The following is a 24,698-nucleotide window of genomic DNA, read 5'->3' as shown; positions in this document are numbered from 1 at the left end:
TTCCCTTGATGACCTGATAAGTCCCCACCAGGTCTCTCAGCATGGTGCTGATTCCATCCAAAAACTCCTCCGGGGCAAGCTGCCCGCGCTCGATCTCGCCCAGGCGGTACTCCCACTCGGCAGTCAAAAGCGGCGATTGCAGCTGTTCCGGCAGAACGGTGATCAGGGAAACTGCATCGTGGGAAGGGAGAAGCTGCACCGTTTTCCTGCTCTTTTTTCGTTCCAGAAAACCGGCAGATACCAGCTTTTCCAAAATACCGGCACGGGTGGCCGGTGTCCCCAGACCTTTTCGCTCGGCATCCTCCGGCATATCCTCTTTTCCGGCAGTCTCCATCGCGGACAATAGGGTGTCCTCCGTAAAGTGTTGAGGCGGACTGCTTTTGCCTTCTTTGACGATTGCAGCAGCAACCGCAAGGGTCTGTCCTTCGGTCAGCTCCGGCAGGGCTTTCTCTGCGCCATCTTTTTTCGGCTCTGCATCCTTCATTTTGGCACGGTAAGCGTCCTCCAGCGCTTTCCATCCGGGGTGCTTCACCGTTTTTCCTTTGGCGGTAAACTCCCCACCGGCACACGCTGCAATCACAACGGTTTCCGAATAGATATGGGGCTGGGCTACGGCGCACAGCAGACGCAGAGCCACCAGCTCCAGCACCGCTTTTTCTCCCGCAGGAAGGGCAGAAAGGTCTGCATCCTTGAGATTTCTGGTAGGGATTACTGCGTGGTGGTCGGTTACTTTCTTATCGTTGATGACCGTCTGCGGATCACAGGTAATGGCGATTTCCTTACGAAACGGCATAGCATTGGCAACCAGATTCACCAGCACCGGCAGGCTGTCTGCCATATCACCGGTCAGATAGCGGCTGTCGGTACGGGGATAGGTGCAGAGCTTCTTTTCATACAGGCTTTGCAGATAGTCCAGGGTCTGCTGGGCTGTAAATCCAAGCAGGCGGTTGGCATCTCTTTGCAGAGTAGTCAGGTCATAGAGGGCAGGCGGCTTTTCGGACTTTTCCTTGTGCTCCACCTTTTTGATCGTGACATTTGCACCCTGGCAGACTTCTTTCAGCTGCTCGGCAGCGGCCTTATCCGTCATGCGCTCCCCGGATACGGTAAGACCGGGCAGCTCCAGCGCCACGGTATAAAAGGGAACCGGCTTAAAGGTGTCGATCTCAGCTTCTCGCTGGACAATGAGTGCCAGCGTTGGGGACATAACACGCCCGATGTTGAGTGTGCGGTGATACAGCACGGAAAAAAGCCTTGTGGCATTGATCCCCACCAGCCAGTCGGCCTTGGCACGGCAGAGGGCAGCATCCCGAAGTCCGTCATAATCTGCACCAGGGCGCAGGTTTGCAAAGCCTTCCCTTATGGCGGAGTCCTCCATCGAAGAAATCCAGAGCCTTTTCATCGGCTTTTGACAGCCTGCCAGCTCATAGACGCTGCGGAAGATCAGCTCGCCCTCGCGTCCGGCATCACAGGCATTTACCACCTCCGTCACATCCGGGGCGTTCATCAGCTTTTTGAGAATATCAAACTGTTTCTTTTTATCTTTGCCCACCACCATCTGCCAATGCTCCGGCAGGATAGGCAGGTCATCATATCGCCACTTGGCGTACTTGGGGTCATAGCTGTCTGCATCCGCAAGACCGGCCAGATGGCCCACACACCAGCTGACACGCCAGCCGTTACCCTCCAGATACCCGTCCTTACGGGCAGTTGCGCCGATCACCGCAGCCAAACTATGGGCAACCGATGGTTTTTCGGCAATTACCAATTTATACTGAGCCATGATGGTTCCTCCTCTCATTAAATCATTGGGGTGTTTTACAGCAAAATATATCTATAATGAAGTTCTTTAACTCTGATACCAGTGGTGAGAGAGTAGTAGAAGTACATCAAACAGAGAAGAAGGACGGAAACTTTTTCCGTCCTTCTGTCTGCACATGATTGTTACTTTTCAGTTTCGTCAGCCTCAATATCTTCAACATCAATATCAAGGACTTCTTCATCCTCGGTTTCCCATTCCTCGGAATCTTCCTCGCCATAATCATAATCGTCCAGACTGTCATTGCCCTTGGTCTTAGGCTTATTCTTAACGAGCTTCAAGTAGGCAAATATGCCACCGCCGCCCAGCAGAGCCAGCAGAAGGATCAGGGCAGCCGGGTTCAGTCCGGCAGGCTTCTCTTTTTCCGGCTCCGGTGTTTCTGCCGGAGGTTCCGGTGCTTTTCCCGTACATTTACTCTTATCAGTTACACAGACCGGACAGGCCGTATTGACTGCCCCTGCTTCACATTTCTTCGTGCAGCCGCACACCGCAGGCGGCTCCTCTTTGGGTTTTCCATCCTCCATCAGCGCCATCAGGTCCGCTTCATCCACCTGGTTCAGAAAGTGAACAGCGGTCTTTTTATCCTCGTTGGCCCTGTCGATCAGGATATAAAAATAGTTGCCTGCCTTGGTGGTAACGGTAATGAGCTGCTTGTTGCCACCAAAATCATCCACCAGAGCGGCGTTGCCATCCGGGGTCAGCGGAGGTGCTTTTTCGGGTTCTTCCACCACATTACTGTCATTGGTGGTATCCTCTGCCGGGGGCGGCGCTGCGCCCTGGGCAAAAGCGGGAATAGTAAAGCCCGATGCCAGAACCAGCGTCAGGCAAAGGGCAGAAAGTGTTCGGAGCAATCGTTTATTCCTCATAGCTGTTTTCCTCCTGTTCGTTGTTGTCATCCACCATACTGCCGGGAATTGTGCCGCCGGACAGCATGGCGCTCAGCTGAGCCGGGGTCATACGCAGTGCGCGCACCATCTGGACGATCTCCAGGTTTTCAGCCTCGGTTTTCTGTGCCTCCAGCGCCTTGAGCTTTTCCTGATACTCTGCGATCTTCTCGCGGACCTTTGTAATCTCCTGGTTAATGCGTTCAATTTTGTTCTTTGCCATCGTCTATCACTCCTTCTAAAAAATCTCTGTTACCAGTTCATCAGGCCGTAGCCCTTGATACTCTGATAATTCAGGTCATAACTTTTGATCTTGCAGGCATCGCCGGAATTTCCCTCCACGGTATAAACACGGCTGCCATCGGTGCCGACAACAATTCCCACATGGTCTGCGGAACCATCCAGATCCCAATCGAAGAAAATGGCATCACCGGGAGCGATGTTTTCATATCCTCGTGCGCCCCACTGTCCATGAGACTGGAACCACGGAACACCCTGAGACTGGCAACCAGCAAAGCGTGGTTCCGTTCGACCGGATTGACCATAGCACCATGATACAAAGCAGGCACACCATTCCACGCGAGAGTTGAAGCCGTACCAGCTCCAATAAGGTTGTCCTCCCACATTGCCCACCTGACTTTTCGCCAGTTCCACCAGTTGCGAATTTCCGGGGCGGGTGCCGTTGATAAATTCAACACCAGTCAAATCTTCAGAAACACCTGTATCGGGAGAACCGCCACCAAACAACAGTGGCTTATTGCCCATAGTCTGTCGGTAGACCTGGTACATCTCCATCTGCTCCGGAGTCAGTAGTTCTGGCGCAAAAGAGGCAATGGAACGGCTTGTTAAAGTTACATGGAGAATACGATATTCATATTCATGCTCATCCCCATCTTCGTCAGTGTAAGTGCGAATCTGAATTTCTTCTCTCAGCGTAAGCTGATACTGTGCATCAAACACACGATCCAGCTCTGCCTGGGCGCTGTGGCGTGTATAGCCCTGCAAGACAGCAGAGAGAAACGCCGCAAGCTCATGGGGGTCATGACCAATCATATCCAGGTTATACCGATACTCGTCATATCCTGAGTGGCTGCTTTCGATGTTGTCGATTTTCTCCTGCAACTGGGCTTCTCTGGCTGCATAATCTGCCTCCACCGCCAGCATTTCCGGGTCATCCGATGGATAGGTGGTGCCGGAAATTACAGAACCAATACTCTGTGCCATCATAGAGCAGGAGGACATGGTATTCATCAGCATACAGATGAGGAGGAACAGCACACCGGCAACCAGAAAACCTTTCTTGTGGCGCATGACGAATGACCCTGCCTGTTGTGCCTTTTCTTTTACCGTCCTTGCGGCCTTTCCTGTTTTGGACGCAGCCTGGGCGGTATTTCCGGCAGTTTGACCGGCGCGCTTGGCGGCAGCATACTGCTTTTTGATACTCTGTTTTTGCTGCCAGCGGGAGAGAGGGTTGCTGGTAAACTGAGGATTTTCCCGTAGGGACTTCTGATACAGGGCATTCACATTGGCCTTCTCCAGCTTCTGCTCGGCCTGGGCTGCATTGCGGTAGGGCTTCAACTTGTGGCTGCGATAGCCCTCCCGCACCAGATAAGCGCCGGTCTCCACCGCCTCCTCGGACTTGTGGGCGCTTTCCACGCCCACATTGTCCTGCTCATTTTCACGGATCTCTTTATGGAGCTTGCCCGCGACCAGATGGACGGAAGCTTCTTTAACCCCTTGAGAAACTTTGGAGGGTGGTTTTTTCTTGTCCTCAAAGGTCAGCTTCGAGGTCTTTTTCCCGGTGTCCGGGTCAATGACCATCTGCCTGACCTTTTTCTTCGGGATATTGTCCTGCGCCTTATCTGCTCTGGCCGCAGCTTTCTCCGCCTTGCGGATCGGCTTTTCCAGCACTGGGTCAGACCGTTCCTCATCGGTAAAGCGCAGGCGCGGCTCTTTATTCAAACCAATCACCCATTAGGATAGCATCCATCATGTGGTGCAGCTCCACATAGAGGGCCAAACCTTCCGGATCATATAGCGGATGCACGGTGAGATACGCATGGACTTGCGCCAGAATCTCAGAGAGCATTGTGATAGGTCTGCACCCTACAATGGTTGCTGCACCAGGAGCACACATCATATTCGCCCAAATCGAAAAGAGACGGGCAAGACCAATTTCGCCATCCTCATTCAAGGTTTTGAGTTCTTTGTCAGCGGTACGACACTCAACAACAGCGGAGGCCATTACCGGAAGCAACATGAATTCGTGAGCCTCCAATGCCTCGCGAAAAAAAATCATGGTATCAAGTTCGCAAATATTCTGTTTCATAGTTATTCATCCTCCTTTTTCAGTTCCTGGGGTTTGGTGGTCATAATGCGGTAAAGCTCGGTATTTTTCGGGAAGTGATCCACAAACGGCAAGATTGTGGAGCCATAGAACAGCAGACCCTCGCCCTCACCGGAGTGGGTCACATAGCTAAGCTGGTGCGTGGAAATGCCCAGCTGCTTGGCGAGGATCTGACGGTCTCCGCCTGCCTGGTTGAGCATATACACGAAGTCCGAGTTTTCAAAAATGTTCTCCACCTCACGGCTGGAAAGCAGGTCTTTGACATTCTGCGTGATACCGGTGGGGATGCCGCCCCATTTTCTGAATCGCTTCCAGATTTCCACCGTATAGGCGGCGGTCTGTTCCTCCTTCAAAAGCAAGTGCATCTCGTCGATGTAGTAACGGGTGGACTTGTGGGCAGCGCGGTTGATGGTAACGCGGTTCCACACCTGATCCTGGACTACCAGCATACCGATTTTCTTGAGCTGCTTACCCAGTTCCTTGATGTCATAGCAGACAATGCGGTTATTGATGTCCACATTGCTCTGGTGGTTGAACACATTGAGGGAGCCGGTTACATAGATTTCAAGGGCCGTGGCGATATACTGGGCTTCCTTTTCTTCCTGTGAACGGAGCAGGTTATATAGGTCCTCCAGTATGGGCATATTCTCCGGGCGCGGGTCATTGAGATAGGTCTGATAGACCAAACGCACACAACGGTCGATGATGGTTTTCTGCACCGGCTGCAATCCGTCCTTACCGCCCACGATCAGCTCACACAAGCTGAGGATAAAATCAGACTTGAGGGACAGCGGGCTTTCATCATCCGAGTAGTCCAAATTCAGGTCCATCGGGTTGATGTAGTTGGTTGAGGTAGGCGAGATCTTGATGACCTGCCCATGCAGACGCTCAACAAGAGGTGCGTACTCCGCTTCCGGGTCACAGATGATGACATCATCATTGGTAAGCAAAAAGCAGTTGGCAATTTCTCGTTTTGCGCTGAAAGACTTACCGGAACCCGGCGTACCCAAAATCAAGCCATTGGGGTTTTTCAGCAGCTTTCTGTCCACCATGATGAGGTTGTTGGACAGGGCGTTGATGCCGTAGTACAGAGCTTCTTTGCCGTTCTGGAATAATTCCTGTGTGGTGAACGGTACAAAGATAGCCGTAGAACTGGTGGTCAGCCCTCGCTGGATCTCGATCTGATTGAGTCCCAGAGGCAGACAGCTCATCAGCCCTTCTTCCTGCTGGAAGTCCAGCCTGGTAAGCTGGCAGTTATACTTCTGGGCAATAGAGCCTGCCTGGAAGATGTTGTTGCCAAGCTGACGGGGATTGTCCGCCGTGTTCAGCACCAAAAAGGAGACCAGGAACATTCGCTCGTTTCGGCTCTGCAAATCCTGCAACAGCTTTTTCGCTTCACTGCCGTAGGTAGCAAGGTCAGAGGGAATGATGTCCATGTCGTATCCGGCACGGACTGCTTTTTTCTGTTCCTCGATCTTACTGCGGTCCAGGTCGGTAATCTTACGCTTTACCGTCTTAATGGCTTTCACCTGATCCACCGACTGAATGTGCATACTCACAATGAGCGAGCTTTCCATATCCAGAAAATCAGCCAGCAGACGGTCATTCAGCTCCGGTGCAAGGATCTGCAAAAAAGAAACAGCCCCGTATTTCTTGCCCATACGGAACTGCTTGCCGGTGCGGAACTCAAAGGAACTTGGTGCGATGAAGTCCTTGGTAGATAGGCCGGAAGGAGCCAGCCAGTCCCATTCAAACTGAAACGGGAGCTGTTCATCCATGTGGAATACCGCATGAAGCTGGGAAAGCCTTTCCTTACCGTCCAGTGTTCTGGCGGCTACGCCAAGACGCTTGAAGTTATTGAGTATATCGGTCTCAATACGCTCCAGACGGGGCTTGGCGGCTTTGATGCTGTCAGCGTCGATACCAAAGGTCAGGTATTTGGTCTTGATGAGACCGTTGTTGCCTCTGGCCAGCTGATTTTGCAGCATCGTGGTGTATTCCTCACGGATACTGTCAAAGGCATCCCCCTGGGGCGGGATGGAAATGGAGTTTGCAAAGGTCTCCTCTGATGCCGCAAGGTTCAAAAAAGACAGCTGGAAGTGAATCGAGCTGTCGAAATAATTGAGGAAATCACACCAGCCCTCAAAGATCGCGGTCTTATCTTCATTTTGGGAGAGCTGATAGTTGATGTCCTGAAACTGAATAGTCTTTGTGTAGTGGCTGTCCGATACACGGCAGATCCCGTCCGGCCACATCCGTTCATAGGGGATACTGTCCTGTGCCGATTTTCCTTTTTTGTCCGTGCGGTTGGCGCGGGCAATGGCCGCTTCGATCTGCTTCTTATCGGCGCGGGACAGCTTTTTCTTTGTCTTTACCGGCTGCACGGTCTTTTCTTCCGGTTTTCCCAGCAGACGGCGCAGCCAGCTTTTCATTGCGGTGAACAATGTCATACACCTCCTTATCGAGCATTTCCTGCCGCTTTAATACGGCATAAAAGTTATTGGTCTGGTAGGGACGCTGCTTGGGACGGATCACAGCCACTTTGAGAATGTTGCCGACGATCTTTTCCAGGGGCTGTCCATGCTTTTCATACATTGCCAGCAGGAAGAAGGGCATCATGACCAGCATCATACACATGGCGGCCATGCTGTTTCCCGCAGGCTCACAGAGCAAAAAGAACAGCGGTACGCCTACAAGCGCCCCGGCGGTAAAGCAGACCAACTGCCTTCGGGTCAGATTGAACATGACCTTGGTTTTGACTTTGGTTAAATCTTTGGGTACGGGTACATAAGCCAATGTGGAAACCTCCTTCCGTTTTAGTGCGCCTGAAAGACGGATTTTGCAAGGCTTCCGGTTTTGAACAGCGTAAAGCACAGCAGTACGGTGTAGCCCACGCAGCTCCAGATCGCCATGATGATGTCATCTTCCAGAGCGATGTTCTGCACCAGCACAGCATAAATTGCTACGCAGACGATGATGAGAAACGCCTGAAAGCCCAGCGCCAGCAGGGAGCGGAGGTAGTTTTGTCCCATACCGCCCCATTCCTTACCCATCATGGCAGCCATTGGAACGGGAGCCACCGAAGTCACAAGGTAAATCTCGATCATACGGCCATAAATGACGATAAAGATACAGATATACAGCGCCCACATGGTAATGCCGATAAAGAGGGATTGGAACCACAGCCCGAACAGCGGCCCCAGATCCATTTCCATCAGCCTCGGTTCCAAATCGGTCATAACTGAGGAAATGTCAATGGACGCATCCGAACCGATGATCCCTGCCGCCTGTGCCACCACGCTCTGTGCCATATCAAAGACGCCCATCACGATATTCCATGTGTTAGTGACAATCAAAATAGCGGCGGCGCTCTTGAACACCCACTTGAAAATCATCCAGGTGTCCACATCATGCAGGTTGTTCTTGTCTGCGATCATCTGGATCAGGTCTACGGTCATTACGATAGCCAGAATCACGCCTGCAATCGGCACCATGATGGAGTTGGACAGATTCTCAATCATACTGAAAATACTGCCATTCCATCCCTGTGGGGTCTGGCCTACCTGTACGGATATATCCGCGACCTGTTGGTTTACGCTGTCAAACATCCCCGAAAGGTTGCTCATAATACCGCCCACCAGCATTTCTTTCAGCCAATTTGTCAGGGCTTCAAGTAAGAAATCCATACGGTGTCAACCTCCTTTCCGCCGCCCCCGCAAAACTGCGGGAGCGGCAAGGATTTCATGCGGGGACGCTTAGACAGAGAAAAGCCCGGAGAGCAGAGGTACAAGGACCATGCCGACTACGGCTACACCAGCGCCGGCCATGAGCTGCTTCATGCCCTGGGATTTTGCTAATGTGTGATAAAGAAGCATTAGAAGTGTAAAAAATTTTGCCGTTCCTATCCGGCACTTGGCCATTGTGTCGGATAGGTCGGGCGGTTATTCGGGCAAGTCAATCTTGCCGACAAAGCTGTAATAAATCTCAATGTCCTGCCTGCGGGTGCCGTTCTCGTCGTAACTGCACTCATGCACCACGATTTTCTCTACCATTTCCCGCAACAGGGTGGGGGTCAGTTCTTCAAAGGCAAGGTGCTTGCGGACAATGCCCATGAATTTCTCGGCGTTGACGGTGGCGGCCTGCGACTTGTCCAGTTCAGCTTGCAGGGCTGCGGCTCTCTTTTTCAGTTCAGCTTGCTCGGCTTCATAATCAGCCGACAGTTCCATGAAACGCTCGTCGCTGATTTTGCCGTTTACATTGTCCTCATACAGCCGCTTGATAATCCGGCTCACTTCGGCAATGCGTTCCTGTGCCTGTTCAAGCTGCTTGGTGGCTGCGGCGGTCTTTCGCTTGCCGCCGATCTCGTTCTGCTGGACAAGCAGTTTCACAAACCGGCTCTCATGCTTGGCTGCGTATTCGGTCACTTGCCGAAGATTTGCCAGGACACCGGCGGTCAACAGGTCGGTGCGGATAAAGTGCGCCGTACAGTCGCGGGTGCGCTTCTTGTAGCTGCCGCAGATGTAACAGTCCTGCTTGCGGTCTTTGTTCTGATACCGCTGCTGATACAGCACATGGCCGCAGTCGGCGCAGAATAAAATCCCAGAGAACAGCCCCACTTCATCATAGCGGTTCGGGCGTTTGCGCTGCTTGCGTAACTCCTGCACACGCTCCCATGTTTCCATGTCGATCAGCGGCTCATGGTGGTTCTCAAAAATGGCCTGCTTCTCAATGGGGTTCTCTACGCTGTGCTTGACCTTGTAAGAGGGCTTTTCCGTCTTGAAGTTTACCAGACAGCCGGTGTACTCCCGATTTTCAAGGATATGCACGACGGTGTTTGTCGCCCACTTGCACTCATAGCCGGGGTGGTAACGGCGGGTGCTGCCTGTCCGCTGATATTCCAGCGTCCCCGGCGTGGGGATTTGCTGCTCCGTCAGCATACGGGCAATCTTGGTCGGGCCGTTCCCGGCAAGGCAAAGCTGGTAAATCTGCTGTACCACCGGGGCGGCTTCCTCGTCTATGATGAAGTTTTCGTCCTCGTCCATCACATAGCCGTAAACCGGCTTGCTGGTAACGGGCTTGCCGCTCATGCCTTTTGACCTTTTTACTGCCTTGATTTTCTTGCTCGTATCTCTCACCAGCCATTCGTTGAACAGATTTCGCAGCGGGGTAAAATCGTTGTCCATGCCGCCGTTTGCGCTGTCCACATTATCGTTGACAGCGATAAAACGCACACCCTTTTGAGGGAACAGCATTTCCGTGTAAAACCCCACTTGCAGGTAGTTTCGCCCCAGCCTTGACATATCCTTGACGATAACGGTTCCCACTTTTCCGGCTTCAATGTCTGCAAGCATAGACTGAAAGCCCGGTCTTTGGAAATTTGCCCCGGAATAACCGTCGTCGGTGTACCAGCGCAGATTGGTAAAGCCGTTCTGTTTTGCGTAGGCTTCGAGTATCCTTTTTTGGTTCGATATGGAATTGCTCTCTCCTTGCAGTTCATCGTCTTTGGATAATCTCGGATAAAGGGCGGTAATCAGGTTTTGGGTGGCTTGTCTTAACATAAAATCCTCCGTTTCCGACAGCCAGCCCCACTATTCCGTATTTTTATCATACCACATGGGGCGGCTGTCTGTATAGCGGCAAAAGTGTAAAATCTGCTTCTTTATAGTTTATAAAAAAGAGCGTTCTTTTCATAGGGATTATCATGAAAAACGGTAATTGAAAATCCCTTTACTTCATGCTATAATACGAAAAGCGTTACCAGCGACGATAATGCGGGATTTTGTCTGCAATTCATTGAAGGAGGTACAGGCATGAAGTTTGAAAAAATTGATTGTGGCAACGGAATTGCGGTTGCCGTATCAAGTGACAGCATGATTATTACTGATGTCGATTCTGCGCTTGATTTGCTTATGTCTGCCAAATACGAAGCAGGCACAAAGTATATTGTCGTGGATAAAAAGAACATCATTGAAGATTTCTTCATTTTGAGCAGCGGCTTGGCGGGAGAAATTCTTCAAAAGTTTATCAATTACGGTGGAAAAATCGCTATATACGGGGATTTTTCACATTACACCAGCAAGCCGCTGAAAGACTTTATCTTTGAAAGCAATAAAGGGAAAGATGTGTTCTTTGTTGCAACAAAGGAAGAAGCAATTCAAAAAATAAGTCAAAGCATTTAGTGGATAAAATCCCCATATCGGATAGTTGTGTATTAACCCAACGCGAAAGCGGCCATGTCAAAGCATGGCCGCTTTTTCCATGCCCCCGGCTCATGCCGGATAAGTCGGCTTCTGTGTAGCAGCGGCTTCGGCTTGCAGCACTTTTTCCATTTTGTCGATGGCAGTTTCGGTGCTGTCCTGCTTGAAATAGCCGGACACCACAAGGACAGAGTTGCCCATGCGGATTTTCGTCACGCAGTCGGGGCGGCGGGGATTGGTTTTTGTGGTCTGTTCGTAATCTGCCATAGGCTACTCCTTTCACTCATTCATCAGATTTTTCAGCCGTTCCAGCTTGGCTTGTGCGGTTTCCCTGCGGAAGTTGCCGCCCGTAAAACGGACAGGGGCGCACATTTCCAGCAGCCGGTCATAGATACGGGCATAGGCGGTGTCGGTTGGGTTCTGGATTTGCTGCAAGGTCAGGTTGGTGGTGACGATCAGCGGCCTGCGGCTGCGGTATCGGCTGTCTATCACGCTGTAAACCTGTTCCAGCCCGTAGGCGGTGTCACGCTCCATGCCAAAATCATCAAGGATAAGCAGCGGATAGCGGCAAAGCCGGGAAATGTATTCGTTCCTGCCCTCGAAGCTGGCGGCAAGGTCATTGAGGATAGCGGCAAAGTTCGTCATGCGGACAGGGATTTTCTGCTCCATCAGGGCGTTTGCGATACAGCCCGCAAGGTAGCTTTTGCCGGTTCCCACACCGCCCCAAAAGAGATAACCGATGTTCTCGGCCTGCATGGTGTCCCAATGCTCCGCATAGAACCGGGCAACGGCGGTCTGGGGGTTCCTGCCGTTGTCGTTTTCAAAAGTCCAGTCCCGCATGGCGGTATCGGAAAATCCCCGGCGTTTCAAGTCCTCTACGGTGTCAAGGTGTCTGCGCTGCTGTTCGGCGGCTTCACGCTCAATCCGCTGCGCCCTCTGGCAGTCGCACTCTGCCGGGTGGCGGTCAAGCCCGAAAAGCGTCTTGCCCTCTGGGAAATAGGCTTCTTTGGGCTTGCGGCATTTTCCGCAGTACAGCAAACCGTCCTCGCCTGTGTAGTCGCCGCTGTCCGGCTCGGTATCCGGCAGCAGATTGATATTCTCGATTTTGTTCATAAACTTTCTCCCTCCTTGCAGGTGTAGTCCGGGACACCCTGTTTCGGGGCGTCCTTTTTGTCATTCTCTGCCCATATCCGCAGGGCGGCGGCATAGTTCTGGTAGGTTCTCCCGTTGGCGGCAAGGTAGCGGCTCATTTCCTCAATGAGCCGTTCCAGTCTGTCCGGGAACTCGGCTTTCAGTTCTGCATACTCGGCTTCGGTCAGAAAAACATTCTCATATCTGCCAAACGGTTTGTGCGGCTCTCCACTCACTCCCATTGTTTGGTTTTCTATCAGGTTGTTTATAGTAAGGTTGTTAGGGGTCGGTTTTCCGACCGTCATAAGGTCGCTTTTCCGACCATCAGTAGGTCGGTTTTCCGCACTTATGAGGGTCGCTTTTCCGACTGTCATAGGGTCGGAAATCCGAACTAATGGCGGCAGCTTCACATACAGGCGGTTGGCTGCGGAAAATCCCGCCCGTTTCCGTTCCAGAAGTCCGGCTGCGTCCAGTTCGTTCAAGGCGGCTTTGATGGCGGTCTGCCCCTTATCCAGCATTTCGGCAATCTCCGCTATGGGATAGACAATGAATGTCCTGCCCTGATCGTCCTGCCAGCCGTTCCGCTGTGACAGGGTGGTGCGGTCTAACAGCAGCGCATAGAGCAGCTTGGCGGTCTGGGAAATGTCCATTTTCAGCAGGAACCGGGGATATGGCAGGTAGGGCGGCAAGCCTGTGTCCAGCCCTACATAAATGGTTTCCTGCGTGTTGTCCGGCTTCATGGCTTCGCCCGCTTGGAGCGAAACGGCGGGCACTCGATGATCATAGCCCGGAAACTCTGCTTGCAGGTGCGGCGGCACTTGCGGCAAAGAGGATTGTAGGTGATACGGTTGCGCTCATTGAGGAAGAACGCCCATTCTTCCTTGCGCTTCTTGCTCATTCTCGGCATGGCGGCTCCTTTCTGCCGTTTCTATCGATGTAACCGGATAGGCGGCGTTTGGTGTATGATTTCGGTGTCATTTTCGGGGATTTTCCTCTCTGTATGCCCCTTGAAAAAGGCAGGTGGTATTGCGGATAGGGTCAGATATAGGGAACGCTTTTGTGCGGTTTCGGTATCATTTCGGGGTGGAGTTCAGTGGTCAATTTCCCATAGCAAAGGGGTGTCCAAAATGGAACCCCCTTTCCGGGTAGGGGTGGAACAAAACGGAACACCCTTACCGCTCCCAATCCCGACGCACCTCTTTTGTCCGTTCCTGCCGGAGCATGGCGGCAAGGTTGGATTTGACCTTTTGCAGCTCGGCGGCTCTGGCTTTCTGCTCCCGGTACTCGGTGTAAATCCCGTTTTTCTCGGAAATCAGGGCTTCATTTTCCGCTTGCAGCTTGGAAACGGCGGGCAGCTTCTTTAAGCCCTGTTGCCGAAAATACCGCACCGCCGCTTCATACAGCGTCAGGTCTGCATGAAACGCTTCCCGGTATCGTTCCGGCTTCTTGGCAGTTTTCAGCCCGTCATGGGCGGGCTTGGTTCTGCGGTAAACGCTGATCTGGTGCATGAGTTCCTTGTTGGCGGTGATTCTGGATTCCAGTTCTTTCAGCTTTTCTCCGGCGGCGTGCTGCCCGGAAATGGCGGCTTCCAAAGCTGTGTCCACTTCTTCGGGGCTGGCAAAACCATGCTCGGAAAGGAAATTCATGGTCTTTGCCATCTGTTTGAGGTTAAAGGTTTTTGCCCAACGCTCATAACCGATACCTTTTCCCTCGGCTCGCTTGGCGGCTATATCTACAAGCCGCTGCGGGCTGTCAGGGTTCGGGGTGATTTGGGCGGGTTTTGTCCGCTGTATGCCCTTAGTAAGCTGCGGCTGGTGTTCCTGTCTGTCCTGCATCTTTGCGGCTGCTCTATGGGCGTTCTGCTGGAAAACAGCAAGGACAGCGGCCTTGTCGAAGTCCGTCCCCAGCTTCCGGGCGGTGATGGGCTTTGTTCTGTCCGGCGTGAGATAGGACAGCCGCCCCCGGCTCTCCTTAACGGTCACGCCCTCCCGCAACAGGAGAGCGGAAAACTCGTCAAAGCTGGCGGCGGTGGCAAGGGCTTGGCGTATGGTCTGCCGCAAACGGCCTTTGTCGGTTTCAAACTTGGTCTGTCGGGGTGCGATACCCTCGGCAAGCAGCACAGCGTTTTCCTTGTCCAGCTTGGCTTGCCCCTTGCGCTTCGCCCAGTATTCACGCTCGGTCACTTTGTTTCGGCTGCCGTTCAAGAGGTCGATCTGGTAAAGCCCCTCCCGGTGGCACATCTCCATGACTTCGCTGCGGAAATACCGCATGGCGGCTGCGGTACAGCGGTGCTTGTTCCCGGCTCTGGTGTCGCTTGCCCTGTCCATGTAGGGCTTGCGCTCCACCTCGGCAATCCGCAGACTGTTGATGACAATATGCACATGGATATTGCCGCTATGGTTGTGCCCGTCCGGGTGGGTACAGACAAGGGCTTGGTGTCCGGGAAAATGCTCTTTGCAGTAGGCCAGCCCCAACGCCTGCGCCCGGTCTACGGTCAGGCCATTGTCGGCTGCGTCCCGTGGGTCAAAGCTGATGATATAGTGGTGGCTCTTGATGTCCTCCCGTTTGCTGTTCTTGCCGTACCGCAGATTTGCCCGGATACATGACAGGGCAAAATCTTCCTCCCCGCAGTTCAGCGTGTCCAGCCGGTAGTCCTGCCGGGGAATGAGCCGCCCGGCTTCATCAAGGGTGGGTTTCATGGTAAACTCGTCATGCTCAAAGGTGAGATAGGCTTCGGCGGCTCCGTAGTCGGCATTTTTAGAGCTGATATGCTTGATCGTTGCCATAGGCTTCACCTATCACTTTCAGCACCTCGAATTTGAGGGCGGCAAGGTCGGAAACAGCGGCTCTCACCTCACTGGACAGGGCGTTGTAGGGTGCGCCGTATTCGTTGAGATACCGGGCGATCTGGTTCAGGTTGCTGCCGATTTTCCCGTACTGCGCCACAAGGGAAGATATGGCGGTGAGCATTTCTTCGCTGTGGGCAGTCACCCGGATAACAGGAGAAATCCGGCTGTAAAAAACGGCTTGCCGGATATACTCGGACTGGCTCATGGAGAGGGCGGCGCATTTGTCCTCAAAGGCTCTGCGCTCGTCCTCGGTCAGACGGGTCTTGACAACACATTTCCGCTTGGGGGTGTTGTAGGTTTTGTGTGGCATGGTGGCTCAACTCCTTTCAAACTGCAACGGACAATTTTTATCTAAAACACAAGTATTGGGGCAAGTTTTTTCAGCGGCGCAAGCCGCAAAAGGCGGGTTTGGGGTGGCAACCCCAACAAGTATCTGACCGGGGGACAAATGAGCGAAAAGCGAAATTTGGTACACTGGTCGATACTTGCTCTCCGTGACTGCAAACTTTCTCTCACTTCCGTCCGCCACTTTTTTGGAAAACTGCAACCACAAAAGTTTGTTTCTCTTTTTCTGCTACTACTAATCCTGTAAAGGGCATTCCTGCCCGCTTTCGCTAAAATGACACCGGACGCAGTGGTTTCTACCCGGTGTTGGAGAAATCCTTTCTCTTTGCCCTCTACTACGGGTAAATGCTCCAAATGCCAAACACCAGGGCAGAAAAATTCCCTCCTCGCTTACTACTACAACCGGCAGGGGGCAAAATGGCCGGGAGCGGAGCCGGACAACAAAAAAAGCAGTAAATCTTTTTCAAGACTTACTGCTTTCGCTGGCCGCGTCGGTGGCGGCTGGTATTCAGTTTTTATGACTTGTCCGGTGGTTCGTCAAGCCGGAACTTGAATTGACAGTCAATTAACCGCTGCTTTACATAGTCCTCCACCTCGGCGTTGACCTGCCCGTTCACTTTTGAGAAATAGCGGATATATCCGGCGTAGTGGAGCAGGACAGCGTTCACGGCTTCTGGGTCGCCCTCACGGGCTTTGAGGATTGTTTCATAGGGGAGAAGTCTACTCATACCGGCTCACCCCCATTTCTTCGCGTAGCCGCTGCAAGGCAAGCTGGATATGCCGCCCCGCTGTGCTGCGTGACCGGCCAATACACGCGCCGATCACGCGCTGCGGCTGGCGCAGAAAGTAATAGCGCAGGATTTCTTCCCGCGTCTGCTCCGGCAAAACAGAGATCGCGTCGGCAAGGGCGGCGTTGCAGAGCAGGACGGTCTGACCGCAGACGGTAAATGGGTATTCCTCGTCCGGCTCCGACGCGGCAAACTGGACAAACTTCTCGTTCATCAGATAGTCAAGGGAAACTTGCCGTTCCCATTGCCGTTTAAGCTTCAAAATCTTGTCCAAGGCGGCACAGCGGATAACAGTCTTGCAAAAGGCGTTGTACCTGCGCTGGATATATTCTTGATAGGCTATCTGGTCGGTCATGGAAATTCCCCTTTCTGAATAATAGTGCGGGGCGGTGGCACTTCTTGCTGTCGCCCCTTGATTGCCTACCAGCAAAGGCGGGCGGGGCTGTCAACGGCTGCGCATATGCGCCGTTCATCTTGACCGTTGACTGGCTCGGCTGGGTTTGCTATTTACCCGACAAACTTGAATTTATTTTAAGCTATCACGTTTTACCTTCTTAAGCCTTACTATCATTACCATAGGAATTTCTTTGTTGGTTTTAAAACATTCTTCATAAAATCCATCAATGACAAATCCAGCTCTAAAACAAAGGTTAAAAATATCTTGTATGGAACGATGATAATAAATCTGCTCTTTCGGTTGCCCTTCAATCGCTATATCATAGTAACTGTGCGGTGTCATATATTTTTCAGTCAACGTGACAAAACAAGGGTGTTGCGTTGCAAAGACAAAAATTCCGCTTTCCTGCAACAGTTCATAAACAGCCATAAGAAGTGGTTCAATATCCGTAATATCCATAATTGCCATATTAGAAACTGCTTTCGTAAAGGCTCGATTTCTTTTTAATTCTAATATACTTTTTCTATCGGTCGCATCCGCCACACAAAATTCAATTTGTTTTGCATATTGTGATTGCCGTCTTTTAGCCAATTCTATCATTTTTTTGCTGTAATCAAAAGCGACAACCGAAGCGCCTCTTTGTGCAAGATACGAAGAATAATTTCCATTGCCACACGCAATATCCAAAATGTAATCCGCAGGATTAGGAGATAGAAGTTCCGTTACTTTGGGACGCACTACCTCTCTGTGAAATTCATTAGATTCGTCACCCATTGCATTATCCCAAAATTGTGCGTTCTCCTCCCAGATTTTTTTACTTTCCTCTGTTCCCATGTTCTCTCCCACTCCCCAAATTTGCTTTTTTGCTTCCATTAAATCTTCCTTACTATATTCCATTGTTACCCTCCATAACTTCTGATTGTTGCCGTCTTGACGATTATGTATCTTTACATTACCTTCTGAAACATATGGCGCACCTTGTCCAGGCGGCTGTTTGGACGGCGGGGCTGGATGACCGGCTGACCGACAGCGGCCTGATATCCTTTCAGCTCTGTAAGGCATACGCTCCGCCCGTTGGTGTAAAAGGCCAGATCAGTACGGTATGCCTGTATACAGCGGGCGGGAATCTCGCCAGTAAAGACAACTTCATCCTTTTTTACCTGGGCCGTTTCGATGGTGGCACAGTATTTCGGTGCATCATGATAAGCCCTGGAAAGGTATTCCTGGGGCGCATAGAGGATGAAGGAGAGATAAGGTTCCAGCAGCTGCGTCCCCGATTCCTTCAATGCCTGTTCCAATACAATCGGGGCCAATGAGCGGAAGTCCGCCGGCGTGCTGACCGGACTGTAATAAAGCCCGTATTCAAAGCAAATCTTACAGTCCGTTACGTTCCAGCCGAACAAGCCCTGCTCCAGCCCGTAACGGATACCATCCCTGACAGCGTTTTGAAAACTCTGGTTCAAGTATCCCAGCGAAACCCGGCTCTCGTATTGTACACCGGAGCCAAGCGAGAGTGGTGTAACAGACAGTCCTATGGATGCCCAAAACGGGTTGGGCGGCACCTCGATATGGATGGTGTGGCTGGCTGCTTTGAGCGGCCGCTCCATATAAATGACGGAGGGTTCCTTTACCACTGTTTCAAGCTTGTATTTTTCCGACAGCAAAGCGGAAACAACCTCCAACTGCACCCGGCCCAAAAAAGAAAGAATGATCTCATGGGTGATGGAATCCACTTCGCAACGCAAAAGCGGGTCAGTATCCGCAAGTTGCGTAAGAGCGTCCAGCAGCCGTTCTCTTTGCGCTGCCGTTTTCGGCGCAATCGTCGTCCGCAGCATGGGGAGGGGGTCCTCGCGCCACCTTTTACGAGGGAGCCGGGTTTGGTCCCCTAATACATCGTTTAACCTCACGCTGTCGCTGGGAAGGATAACAATTTCACCCTGATAAGCGGTGTCTGTCCGAACAATTTCCCCTTTGGATGGAATACGCATCTCTGTGATTTTCAGCTTTTCTCTCCCGGCCAGGGCCACCGTATCCCGCAGGCGCAGCGTTCCGCTGTATAACCGTAGATAGACACGCCGCTGGCCGCAATCGGTGTACTCAACCTTGAAAACGCTGCCGCATAGGGCGGCGCCCCCCTGTTCCCCAATCGGTTGGAACAGCCCTGTCACCGCATCCATCAACGGTTGAATGCCAAGGCCATTTTTGGCGCTGCCATGATAGACTGGGAACAGGGAGGCGTCTTGAACCCGCTGCTGTTCCTCCCGCGCAAGTTTTTCCCGGCTGATTGGTTCTCCTGCGATATACTTTTCCAATAATTCATCGTTATTTTCGATGACCGCATCCCATGCTTCTATGTCGGTATTTTCCTCCAGGACTATTTCCGGGGACAGCGACACCGTCTGCTTGATGATAATATCGGCGGAGAGCTTATCCCGAACAGACTGAACCACGCTCTGCAAATCAACGCCAGCCTGGTCGATCTTGTTGATAAAGATAACGGTGGGAATGTTCATTTTCCGCAGGGCATGGAACAGAATACGGGTCTGGGCCTGCACGCCATCTTTAGCGGAGATCACCAAGATGGCCCCATCTAAAACAGCCAAAGAGCGGTACACCTCCGCCAAAAAATCCATGTGGCCGGGCGTATCCACAATGTTAACTTTACATCTGTGCCACTGGAAGGAAGTGACTGCCGCTTGAATGGTAATCCCACGCTGCCGCTCCAAAAACATGGTGTCCGTCCTCGTTGTCCCTTTTTCGACGCTCCCCGGTTCTGAAATGGCTCCGCTGGCATATAGCAGGCTCTCCGTCAAGGTCGTCTTTCCAGCGTCTACATGGGCAAGAATTCCAATATTGATTATTTTCATGTGATTGTCCTCCCTTTACAGCCCCAAAGGGCATAAAAATCCCCAGCAGTAAAATACTTTTACCACTGGGGATTATAAGTTGCGGACATACACATATACAGCATACACCTGTTTGTGATTGCTGTTTTTGGGGATATGTCAAAATTGATAAGGCAAAAGTATTCTTAAATTGGGTACAAAAAACTAAGCCCCTACAAAAGGAGCTATCATAATCCTTTGTTCCCACTATTTGATTATAGTTTTATTTAAGAATACCTTGCCGCATATTTTTTACTCCTTTTCTGGATTAAATCATTGTATCACATCAGTTTTAGGAAAGCAAGTACCTAAAAGAAATTTTTCTTCCCCTTATATGTAACAATCATACCGGCTTCCTAGCGTTCAGAATGTTTTCTGCTGTCTGCTGTGGTGTTTGGTTGGAATTGTCCAACCAAAAGCCGATCCGTGGTGTTGTCTGCATTTTACTAAATACAAATTCAATGTATACAGAAAGATATAAGGAGTGGGAGGGATTCCGCCGTAGTTGGCATTGTAGGAAAATCCAAAAGTTTAGATTTTCCCACAATGCTTATCTTTTGGTCTTTGGTTCGGAATAGTGTAGTGCTGGCGGTCTATCTCTTGTTTTCGGTTGCTTGCTTCCTTACCGTACATGAGCATTTGCGCCCGGATTATCATTTCCGTAGCCCTCCAAGAGATTGATAACGCCCCAGATACCGAGACCGGCACCGAGCGCGATAACGAGGGTCTGAAGAACGGTAATTGCCTGTTCAAAAAATGCCATATAGTTTGTTAGCCGGAATCTGATTAAAAAATAGGTTTGTCATGTTTCATAGGCATACAAAAGCCGGAACAATCTGCCGCCCGGTTTCCGGGGGCATGATTCCGGCTGTCCTCCTTTTTCATTATTTTTTCTTGCGATTGTCCGCTTTGTACGCCAATAGCCCGTAGAGGGCAGGTGCGGCGAATAGATAAAATCACTCCCCTCAAAAGCGGAACGAAGTTAAGCGCCCTTTGTGTCTACTTCATATACATCGCAGACCTCATTGGGCTTGAGTTTCAGCCTTGCGGACAGGAATGCTTCAATGTCAAAAGCGTTCTTATCATCCGCGTCGGCAGTGTACTTGAAATTGGGGTGCTTGGTGATGTCGTACTTATCCGAAAGGAAAGGACGCACACCGCGCAGCTGGAGAATACACTTGCCGCCATCCATAACAGCAAGCTCATCCTGGCTCATCAGCTCTTTCCCCAATTTTTGATAGTTGAGAGAGTGGGAGGTTTCCCGGCCACGGCTCTCTCCGGTGTTGTAGGTGTCGATGGTTTCCTTGCCCAGCACGGCAGCCAGCTCCTTGAGAGTGGTCGGCTCCTTACCGCCCAGGAAAATGGAAGTATCCATGTTGCCGATGATGGTATCTGCATTGTCCTTATAGATTGCCTTGAGCTGACTCTGCGCCTGCAACACCAGACAGGCGGAGATCTCACGGCTTCGGATGGTTGCCACCAGCTTTTCCAGCTTAGGAATCTGGCCGATATTGGCGCACTCGTCAATGAGGCAGCGCACATGGACTGGGAGCCTGCCACCATACACATCGTCGGCTTTTTCGCAGAGCAGGTTGAAAAGCTGGGTATAACACATGGATATAAGAAAATTAAAGCTGTCGTCAGTATCACTCATGATGAGGAACAAGGCAGTTTTCCGGTCGCCCAGAGTGTCCAGCTCCAGCTCATCATAGGCTGTGACCTCACGCAGCTCTGCAATGTCGAATACCGCAAGGCGCGCACCACAGGAAATCAGGATCGACTTGGCTGTTTTGCCAGAGACGAAAAGTCAAGGACTTTTTCATCAAATCCAAAAAGAAGTCACATTTTGCGGACTTCCTCACGGAGCAGACGCTTGATTTTGTCCTCCATTGTCTCTTTTGCGGTCTGGCTGAAATGCACACGGACGATATAGGTTGTCTTGCCGATCTGCTTTCTGACAGTCGGGCAAGTGGCGGTGTTGGTTGCGGTATTGTTCATTCAAAATCCTCCTGTAAATGAAAAATGCCCGGTGACTGTTCATCATCGGGCGGTGTCGGTATGAGGGAACAAGGCAAGGCGGCAACATTAAGGTATCTATAAAACCCTTGCCGTCTTTGCCACGCTTGCCGTGTTCCTGTTGTCAATCTCGGAGATAGCAGACCCATGCTGTGCCGTCTTTCTCGGTCACAAGTCTGTCCCCGATACGGCTCTTTGCCGTTCTCATGGTGCGTGAGGAAATCCCACGCTCATTGACTGCCTTTTCCAGCTCTGCACTCGGCATACGCTTTCCGTCCGCAAGCAGTTCCAGAATGAGCATTTGCGCCTGTGCGGTCTTGCTTTCGGTCTTGGCGGTGTCTGTCCCGGCAAGAAGCTCGTCAGCGGTAATGTCATAAGCCCCTATCCACTCAAAGCCTTTCTCGTCTCCCAGAGAAAAGGCAAGGGACTGTCCGGGCGGCGCAAGGGAGCTTTTCTCATGGATAAGCACCCTCGTTGTGGGACTGTCCTTCAGCTTGCCGATAAAGAGCAGACTGCGGACTGCCGCCGTAATGTCGATAGACCCTAATCCCCGGTAGGTGCTTTGCGTTCCTGCGGCTTTGTTCAGGTGTCCAATCAGCACGATAGCGCACCCGGTAGCCTGTGCAATGTCTCCCAGACTGCGGAATATCGGGCGCACCTCGTTTGCTCTGTTCATGTCCACATCTGCGCCCAGAAACGCCTGTACCGGGTCAATGATAACAAGCCTTGCGTTGTTCTCCCGGATTGCCCTTGCTATGCGCTCATCGGCAAGGGTCAGCGGTGTGTCCCTATCGTCAATGACAAGCACTCGTTCAAGGTCTGCGTCAGCTTCCATCAGCCGGGGCTTAACGGTATCGCCCAAACCGTCCTCGGCGGTCTGATAGATGATATTAAAAGGCTCAATTGTTTCCATACCGGGCAAGGGCTTTCGGTTGGTGCAAGCCGCCGCAAGACGCATGGCAAAGTAGGTCTTTCCCTCGCCGGGGTTGCCCTGTATGATCGTCAGCTTTCCAAAGGGGATATACGGAAACCATAGCCAATCCACGCTCGTCAGCTCCACATCTGCCATGCGGAGCATGGGAACAGGCTGGGCGGTGGGCAGCTCTCGCAGCGTGATTGTCTCGGCTATGAATTTGCGGCTGGGAATGTCCCCTTGCTGACGGAGAACATCGTTCCAGTCTTTCCTTGCCGGGACAAGGCGAATGACGGCGATCTCGCTGGGAATGGACTGTGCCAGTCGGGTACAGGCTTCGCTTCCTGCGGTGTCGCTGTCAAGGCAGAGGAACACTTTTTGGGTGTCCTTGCGTTCAGAAAGAAAACGGTCAAGAGCTTTGCCCGAAACGCCGCCCAGGGCAAGATAATTTCTTTTCTGCCAGTCCTGCGGATAAAGGCAGATGAATGATAACAGGTCAATCGGTGCTTCAAAGACAAAGAGCTGGTTGCCGTTTCCCTCATAGCGGAACGGATAGGACTTGTCAGACCCGGCAATGTCCTGTCTGAATGGGTCTGCCGTTCCTCGCACATGGGCGTATCTCGGCGTACCGCTTCGGTCTCTGCCGACAAACACAACATTGTGCCGCTTTGCTTCCTCGTAAATATCCCCGGAAAGAAGAAAAGCCTCAACAAGCGTTTTGTTGAGACCTCGGCTTTCGCAAAGATATTGAATTGCTCTGTCGGCTGTTCTGTTGTGCAAGGGCAAGTGGAACGCTGTGGGCGGTGCTGTGGTGGCTTCGGTCTGTCCCTCGCCGTTTTCGCCTGTCAACATCTGAACAGCTTCGGGAAAGGACTTGCCGTAAAACTCCATGACGAAATCAATGGGATAGCCGCCCTTGCTCTGGCTGTGGCGAAACCACTTGTTTCCCCGGACGGTCAGGCTGTCATGTTCTTTCCAACGGTATTCCCGTCCGCTTTTGATAAGTGTCTCTCCCTGTGTGCGGAGAAAATCTTCCAGACTGACGGCGTTTGCCCGGTCAATCTGTGCTTGGGTGTAATTCATCGGGATAGTTCCTCCTTTTTCTGTCGTGTTTGGGGTCGATTTTGGAGCTTTTGTTCCTCTGTACGCTCGTTAAATCGGGCGGCAGTATCTACGCATGACTTGACCTTCCAAAGGCGGTGTAAATCGTCTCTGACAGCCTTAAACTCGCCATAGGTGGTTTCGTGCGCCTGTTCCAGCTCGTCATACTCGTCGGACAGCTTTTTCATATCCACCTTGCCGTCCGGGAACTCCCCGGTCAGCTTTCGTCTGGCGGCGTAGAACTGTATCAGTTCCGCTTCATGCTCTGCCTTGTACTTGGCTCTGGGCTTCTCAAACTTGATTTTCTGCAAGCCGTCATAGACAGGCTTCAAGTTCTGGAAAGCAGCGGAGCTGTCATAGAGCTGCTTGATTTCTTTCATTCGTGCGGTCTGCCCGTCCAGCGTTTTCTTCAAGCTCTCTGTGGCAGCACTGTGTTCGCTGACACGGTGTTCCAAATCTTCAAGGGAGTAAATGTCGTTTGCCCGGAGATAATTGAAAGTCTCGTTCATCTCCTTTAGATTGCTGACCTTGCCTTTCTGCGAATACGCCCCGGCTCTGCGCTGGGTGTAATAGGCGTTCAGCAGAGAAACAAGGTCGGGTGCCTGCGGCTTGGCAAGCTCCGCTTTTGCTTCGGCAATCCAATCAAACAGGAGAGCGATTTTCTTCTTGATGTCCCGGATAACGGCATTGGTGGCTTTGATCCAGCGGTTGAACTCGCCTTTCTCGGTGCGTATGCCTTTCTTCTCCATTGCCCGGACGGTTGCGCCTTCATGGATAGTGGGAAGTAAATCCACGCCTTGCCGTTCATAGCTGCGGTGGTCGATACGAACATCAATACCTTTTTCCGCAAACTTGGCATTGCACATCTCCGCCCATGCTTCACGCCAATGTTCCAGCGTTTCGGGACTGCCCCAGTCGGTAGTGGGAACGGCGTTGAAAACAAACTCTCCGTTCTGGTCTCGGATACGGTTGCCGTCCTCGTCCAGTTCGTACACCCGGCGTTGCTTTAGTCCCCATTTGCCGTTCTGC

25 protein-coding genes and 1 pseudogene are annotated in these 24,698 nt (G+C 51.8%); 1 reads left to right on the top strand and 25 read right to left on the bottom strand.

Translation table 11 applies throughout. The annotated features are described in order from the left end of the window. The 10 genes from OCV63_RS00535 to OCV63_RS00490 all read right to left on the bottom strand — a co-directional run. A partial coding sequence (locus OCV63_RS00535) for a DNA topoisomerase 3 (protein ID WP_158361561.1) occupies positions 1–1,780 on the bottom strand: 1,780 nt, incomplete at its 3' end. A 161-nt stretch (positions 1,781–1,941) separates the two neighbouring features. Further along, a complete protein-coding gene (locus OCV63_RS00530) occupies positions 1,942–2,682 on the bottom strand; it encodes a DUF4366 domain-containing protein (protein WP_003524689.1) in 741 nt (246 codons plus the stop codon). Further along, on the bottom strand, positions 2,672–2,923 hold the full coding sequence (locus OCV63_RS00525) for a DUF4315 family protein (protein ID WP_003524688.1): 252 nt from the start codon (positions 2,921–2,923) through the stop codon (positions 2,672–2,674). Before OCV63_RS00525 ends, OCV63_RS00530 begins: the two co-directional genes overlap by 11 nt. 29 nt (positions 2,924–2,952) lie before the next feature. After that, complete coding sequence (locus OCV63_RS00520) at positions 2,953–4,662, bottom strand: CHAP domain-containing protein (RefSeq protein WP_039886710.1); 1,710 nt, start codon at positions 4,660–4,662, stop codon at positions 2,953–2,955. Continuing rightward, positions 4,655–5,029 carry a DUF3851 family protein gene (locus OCV63_RS00515; RefSeq protein WP_002569211.1) on the bottom strand — a complete coding sequence of 125 codons (375 nt, stop codon included), beginning with the start codon at positions 5,027–5,029 and terminating at the stop codon, positions 4,655–4,657. Before OCV63_RS00515 ends, OCV63_RS00520 begins: the two co-directional genes overlap by 8 nt. 2 nt (positions 5,030–5,031) lie before the next feature. Next, the gene (locus OCV63_RS00510) at positions 5,032–7,431 is read right to left on the bottom strand and encodes a VirB4-like conjugal transfer ATPase, CD1110 family (protein WP_118043076.1); all 2,400 of its coding nucleotides are present in this window, start codon (positions 7,429–7,431) and stop codon (positions 5,032–5,034) included. Continuing rightward, positions 7,388–7,843, bottom strand: a complete 456-nt coding sequence (locus OCV63_RS00505) for a PrgI family protein (protein WP_003526702.1) — start codon at positions 7,841–7,843, stop codon at positions 7,388–7,390. The genes OCV63_RS00510 and OCV63_RS00505 overlap by 44 nt, the downstream gene beginning before the upstream one ends. Positions 7,844–7,863: 20 nt before the next feature. Continuing rightward, on the bottom strand, positions 7,864–8,733 hold the full coding sequence (locus tag OCV63_RS00500) for a VirB6/TrbL-like conjugal transfer protein, CD1112 family (RefSeq protein WP_002592890.1): 870 nt from the start codon (positions 8,731–8,733) through the stop codon (positions 7,864–7,866). Between the two features lie 69 nt (positions 8,734–8,802). Beyond that, complete coding sequence (locus OCV63_RS17845) at positions 8,803–8,874, bottom strand: hypothetical protein (protein ID WP_118736852.1); 72 nt, start codon at positions 8,872–8,874, stop codon at positions 8,803–8,805. A 114-nt stretch (positions 8,875–8,988) separates the two neighbouring features. Beyond that, on the bottom strand, positions 8,989–10,605 hold the full coding sequence (locus OCV63_RS00490) for a recombinase family protein (RefSeq protein ID WP_118101863.1): 1,617 nt from the start codon (positions 10,603–10,605) through the stop codon (positions 8,989–8,991). 252 nt (positions 10,606–10,857) lie between these two features. On the opposite strand from OCV63_RS00490, the gene OCV63_RS00485 reads away from it, so the two are divergent. Further along, positions 10,858–11,226 carry a DUF4180 domain-containing protein gene (locus OCV63_RS00485; protein WP_087988644.1) on the top strand — a complete coding sequence of 123 codons (369 nt, stop codon included), beginning with the start codon at positions 10,858–10,860 and terminating at the stop codon, positions 11,224–11,226. Positions 11,227–11,316: 90 nt separating this feature from the next. Here OCV63_RS00485 and OCV63_RS00480 read toward each other — a convergent pair whose 3' ends face one another. The 15 genes and pseudogenes from OCV63_RS00480 to OCV63_RS00410 form a co-directional block, all read right to left on the bottom strand. Further along, positions 11,317–11,511, bottom strand: coding sequence for a transposon-encoded TnpW family protein (locus OCV63_RS00480; protein WP_087988643.1), 195 nt, complete (start codon positions 11,509–11,511; stop codon positions 11,317–11,319). A 12-nt stretch (positions 11,512–11,523) separates the two neighbouring features. After that, the gene (locus OCV63_RS00475; protein WP_087988642.1) at positions 11,524–12,357 is read right to left on the bottom strand and encodes an ATP-binding protein; all 834 of its coding nucleotides are present in this window, start codon (positions 12,355–12,357) and stop codon (positions 11,524–11,526) included. After that, on the bottom strand, positions 12,354–13,115 hold the full coding sequence (locus tag OCV63_RS00470) for a replication initiator protein A (protein WP_087988641.1): 762 nt from the start codon (positions 13,113–13,115) through the stop codon (positions 12,354–12,356). The genes OCV63_RS00475 and OCV63_RS00470 overlap by 4 nt, the downstream gene beginning before the upstream one ends. Continuing rightward, positions 13,112–13,282: a hypothetical protein gene (locus tag OCV63_RS00465; protein ID WP_168951823.1), complete on the bottom strand. Its 171-nt coding sequence runs from the start codon at positions 13,280–13,282 to the stop codon at positions 13,112–13,114. The genes OCV63_RS00470 and OCV63_RS00465 overlap by 4 nt, the downstream gene beginning before the upstream one ends. A gap of 265 nt (positions 13,283–13,547) precedes the next feature. Beyond that, the gene (locus OCV63_RS00460; protein ID WP_136890944.1) at positions 13,548–15,161 is read right to left on the bottom strand and encodes a relaxase/mobilization nuclease domain-containing protein; all 1,614 of its coding nucleotides are present in this window, start codon (positions 15,159–15,161) and stop codon (positions 13,548–13,550) included. Continuing rightward, positions 15,133–15,534, bottom strand: a complete 402-nt coding sequence (locus tag OCV63_RS00455) for a plasmid mobilization protein (protein WP_008980720.1) — start codon at positions 15,532–15,534, stop codon at positions 15,133–15,135. The genes OCV63_RS00460 and OCV63_RS00455 overlap by 29 nt, the downstream gene beginning before the upstream one ends. A 550-nt stretch (positions 15,535–16,084) precedes the next feature. Next, entirely contained in the window at positions 16,085–16,297 is a 213-nt protein-coding gene (locus OCV63_RS00450; protein ID WP_002586615.1) for a helix-turn-helix domain-containing protein, read from the bottom strand. Beyond that, complete coding sequence (locus tag OCV63_RS00445) at positions 16,290–16,712, bottom strand: sigma-70 RNA polymerase sigma factor region 4 domain-containing protein (RefSeq protein ID WP_002586616.1); 423 nt, start codon at positions 16,710–16,712, stop codon at positions 16,290–16,292. The genes OCV63_RS00450 and OCV63_RS00445 overlap by 8 nt, the downstream gene beginning before the upstream one ends. Before the next feature lie 171 nt (positions 16,713–16,883). Continuing rightward, positions 16,884–17,651, bottom strand: coding sequence for a class I SAM-dependent methyltransferase (locus OCV63_RS00440; protein ID WP_002586626.1), 768 nt, complete (start codon positions 17,649–17,651; stop codon positions 16,884–16,886). 50 nt (positions 17,652–17,701) lie between these two features. Further along, a complete protein-coding gene (gene tet(W) / locus OCV63_RS00435) occupies positions 17,702–19,621 on the bottom strand; it encodes a tetracycline resistance ribosomal protection protein Tet(W) (protein WP_002586627.1) in 1,920 nt (639 codons plus the stop codon). A gap of 640 nt (positions 19,622–20,261) precedes the next feature. After that, positions 20,262–20,402 carry a Maff2 family mobile element protein gene (locus OCV63_RS00430; protein WP_007037419.1) on the bottom strand — a complete coding sequence of 47 codons (141 nt, stop codon included), beginning with the start codon at positions 20,400–20,402 and terminating at the stop codon, positions 20,262–20,264. Positions 20,403–20,621: 219 nt separating this feature from the next. Next, positions 20,622–21,437: pseudogene (locus OCV63_RS00425) on the bottom strand (VirD4-like conjugal transfer protein, CD1115 family); the annotation flags it as partial. Between the two features lie 41 nt (positions 21,438–21,478). After that, positions 21,479–21,637 (bottom strand): transposon-encoded TnpW family protein, encoded by a 159-nt coding sequence (locus OCV63_RS00420; protein ID WP_006428300.1) that lies wholly within the window; start codon positions 21,635–21,637, stop codon positions 21,479–21,481. Between the two features lie 142 nt (positions 21,638–21,779). After that, positions 21,780–23,651, bottom strand: coding sequence for an AAA family ATPase (locus OCV63_RS00415; protein ID WP_158361352.1), 1,872 nt, complete (start codon positions 23,649–23,651; stop codon positions 21,780–21,782). Next, the coding region (locus OCV63_RS00410; protein ID WP_158361558.1) for a MobA/MobL family protein at positions 23,648–24,698 on the bottom strand (1,051 nt) is incomplete at its 5' end. The genes OCV63_RS00415 and OCV63_RS00410, both read right to left, overlap by 4 nt.

It is taken from the genome of Laedolimicola ammoniilytica (assembly GCF_025567165.1).
Lineage (GTDB): Bacteria > Bacillota > Clostridia > Lachnospirales > Lachnospiraceae > Laedolimicola > Laedolimicola ammoniilytica.
The sequence above is the reverse complement of the archived record's forward strand: the minus strand, read 5'-3'. Positions and strand labels throughout refer to the sequence as shown.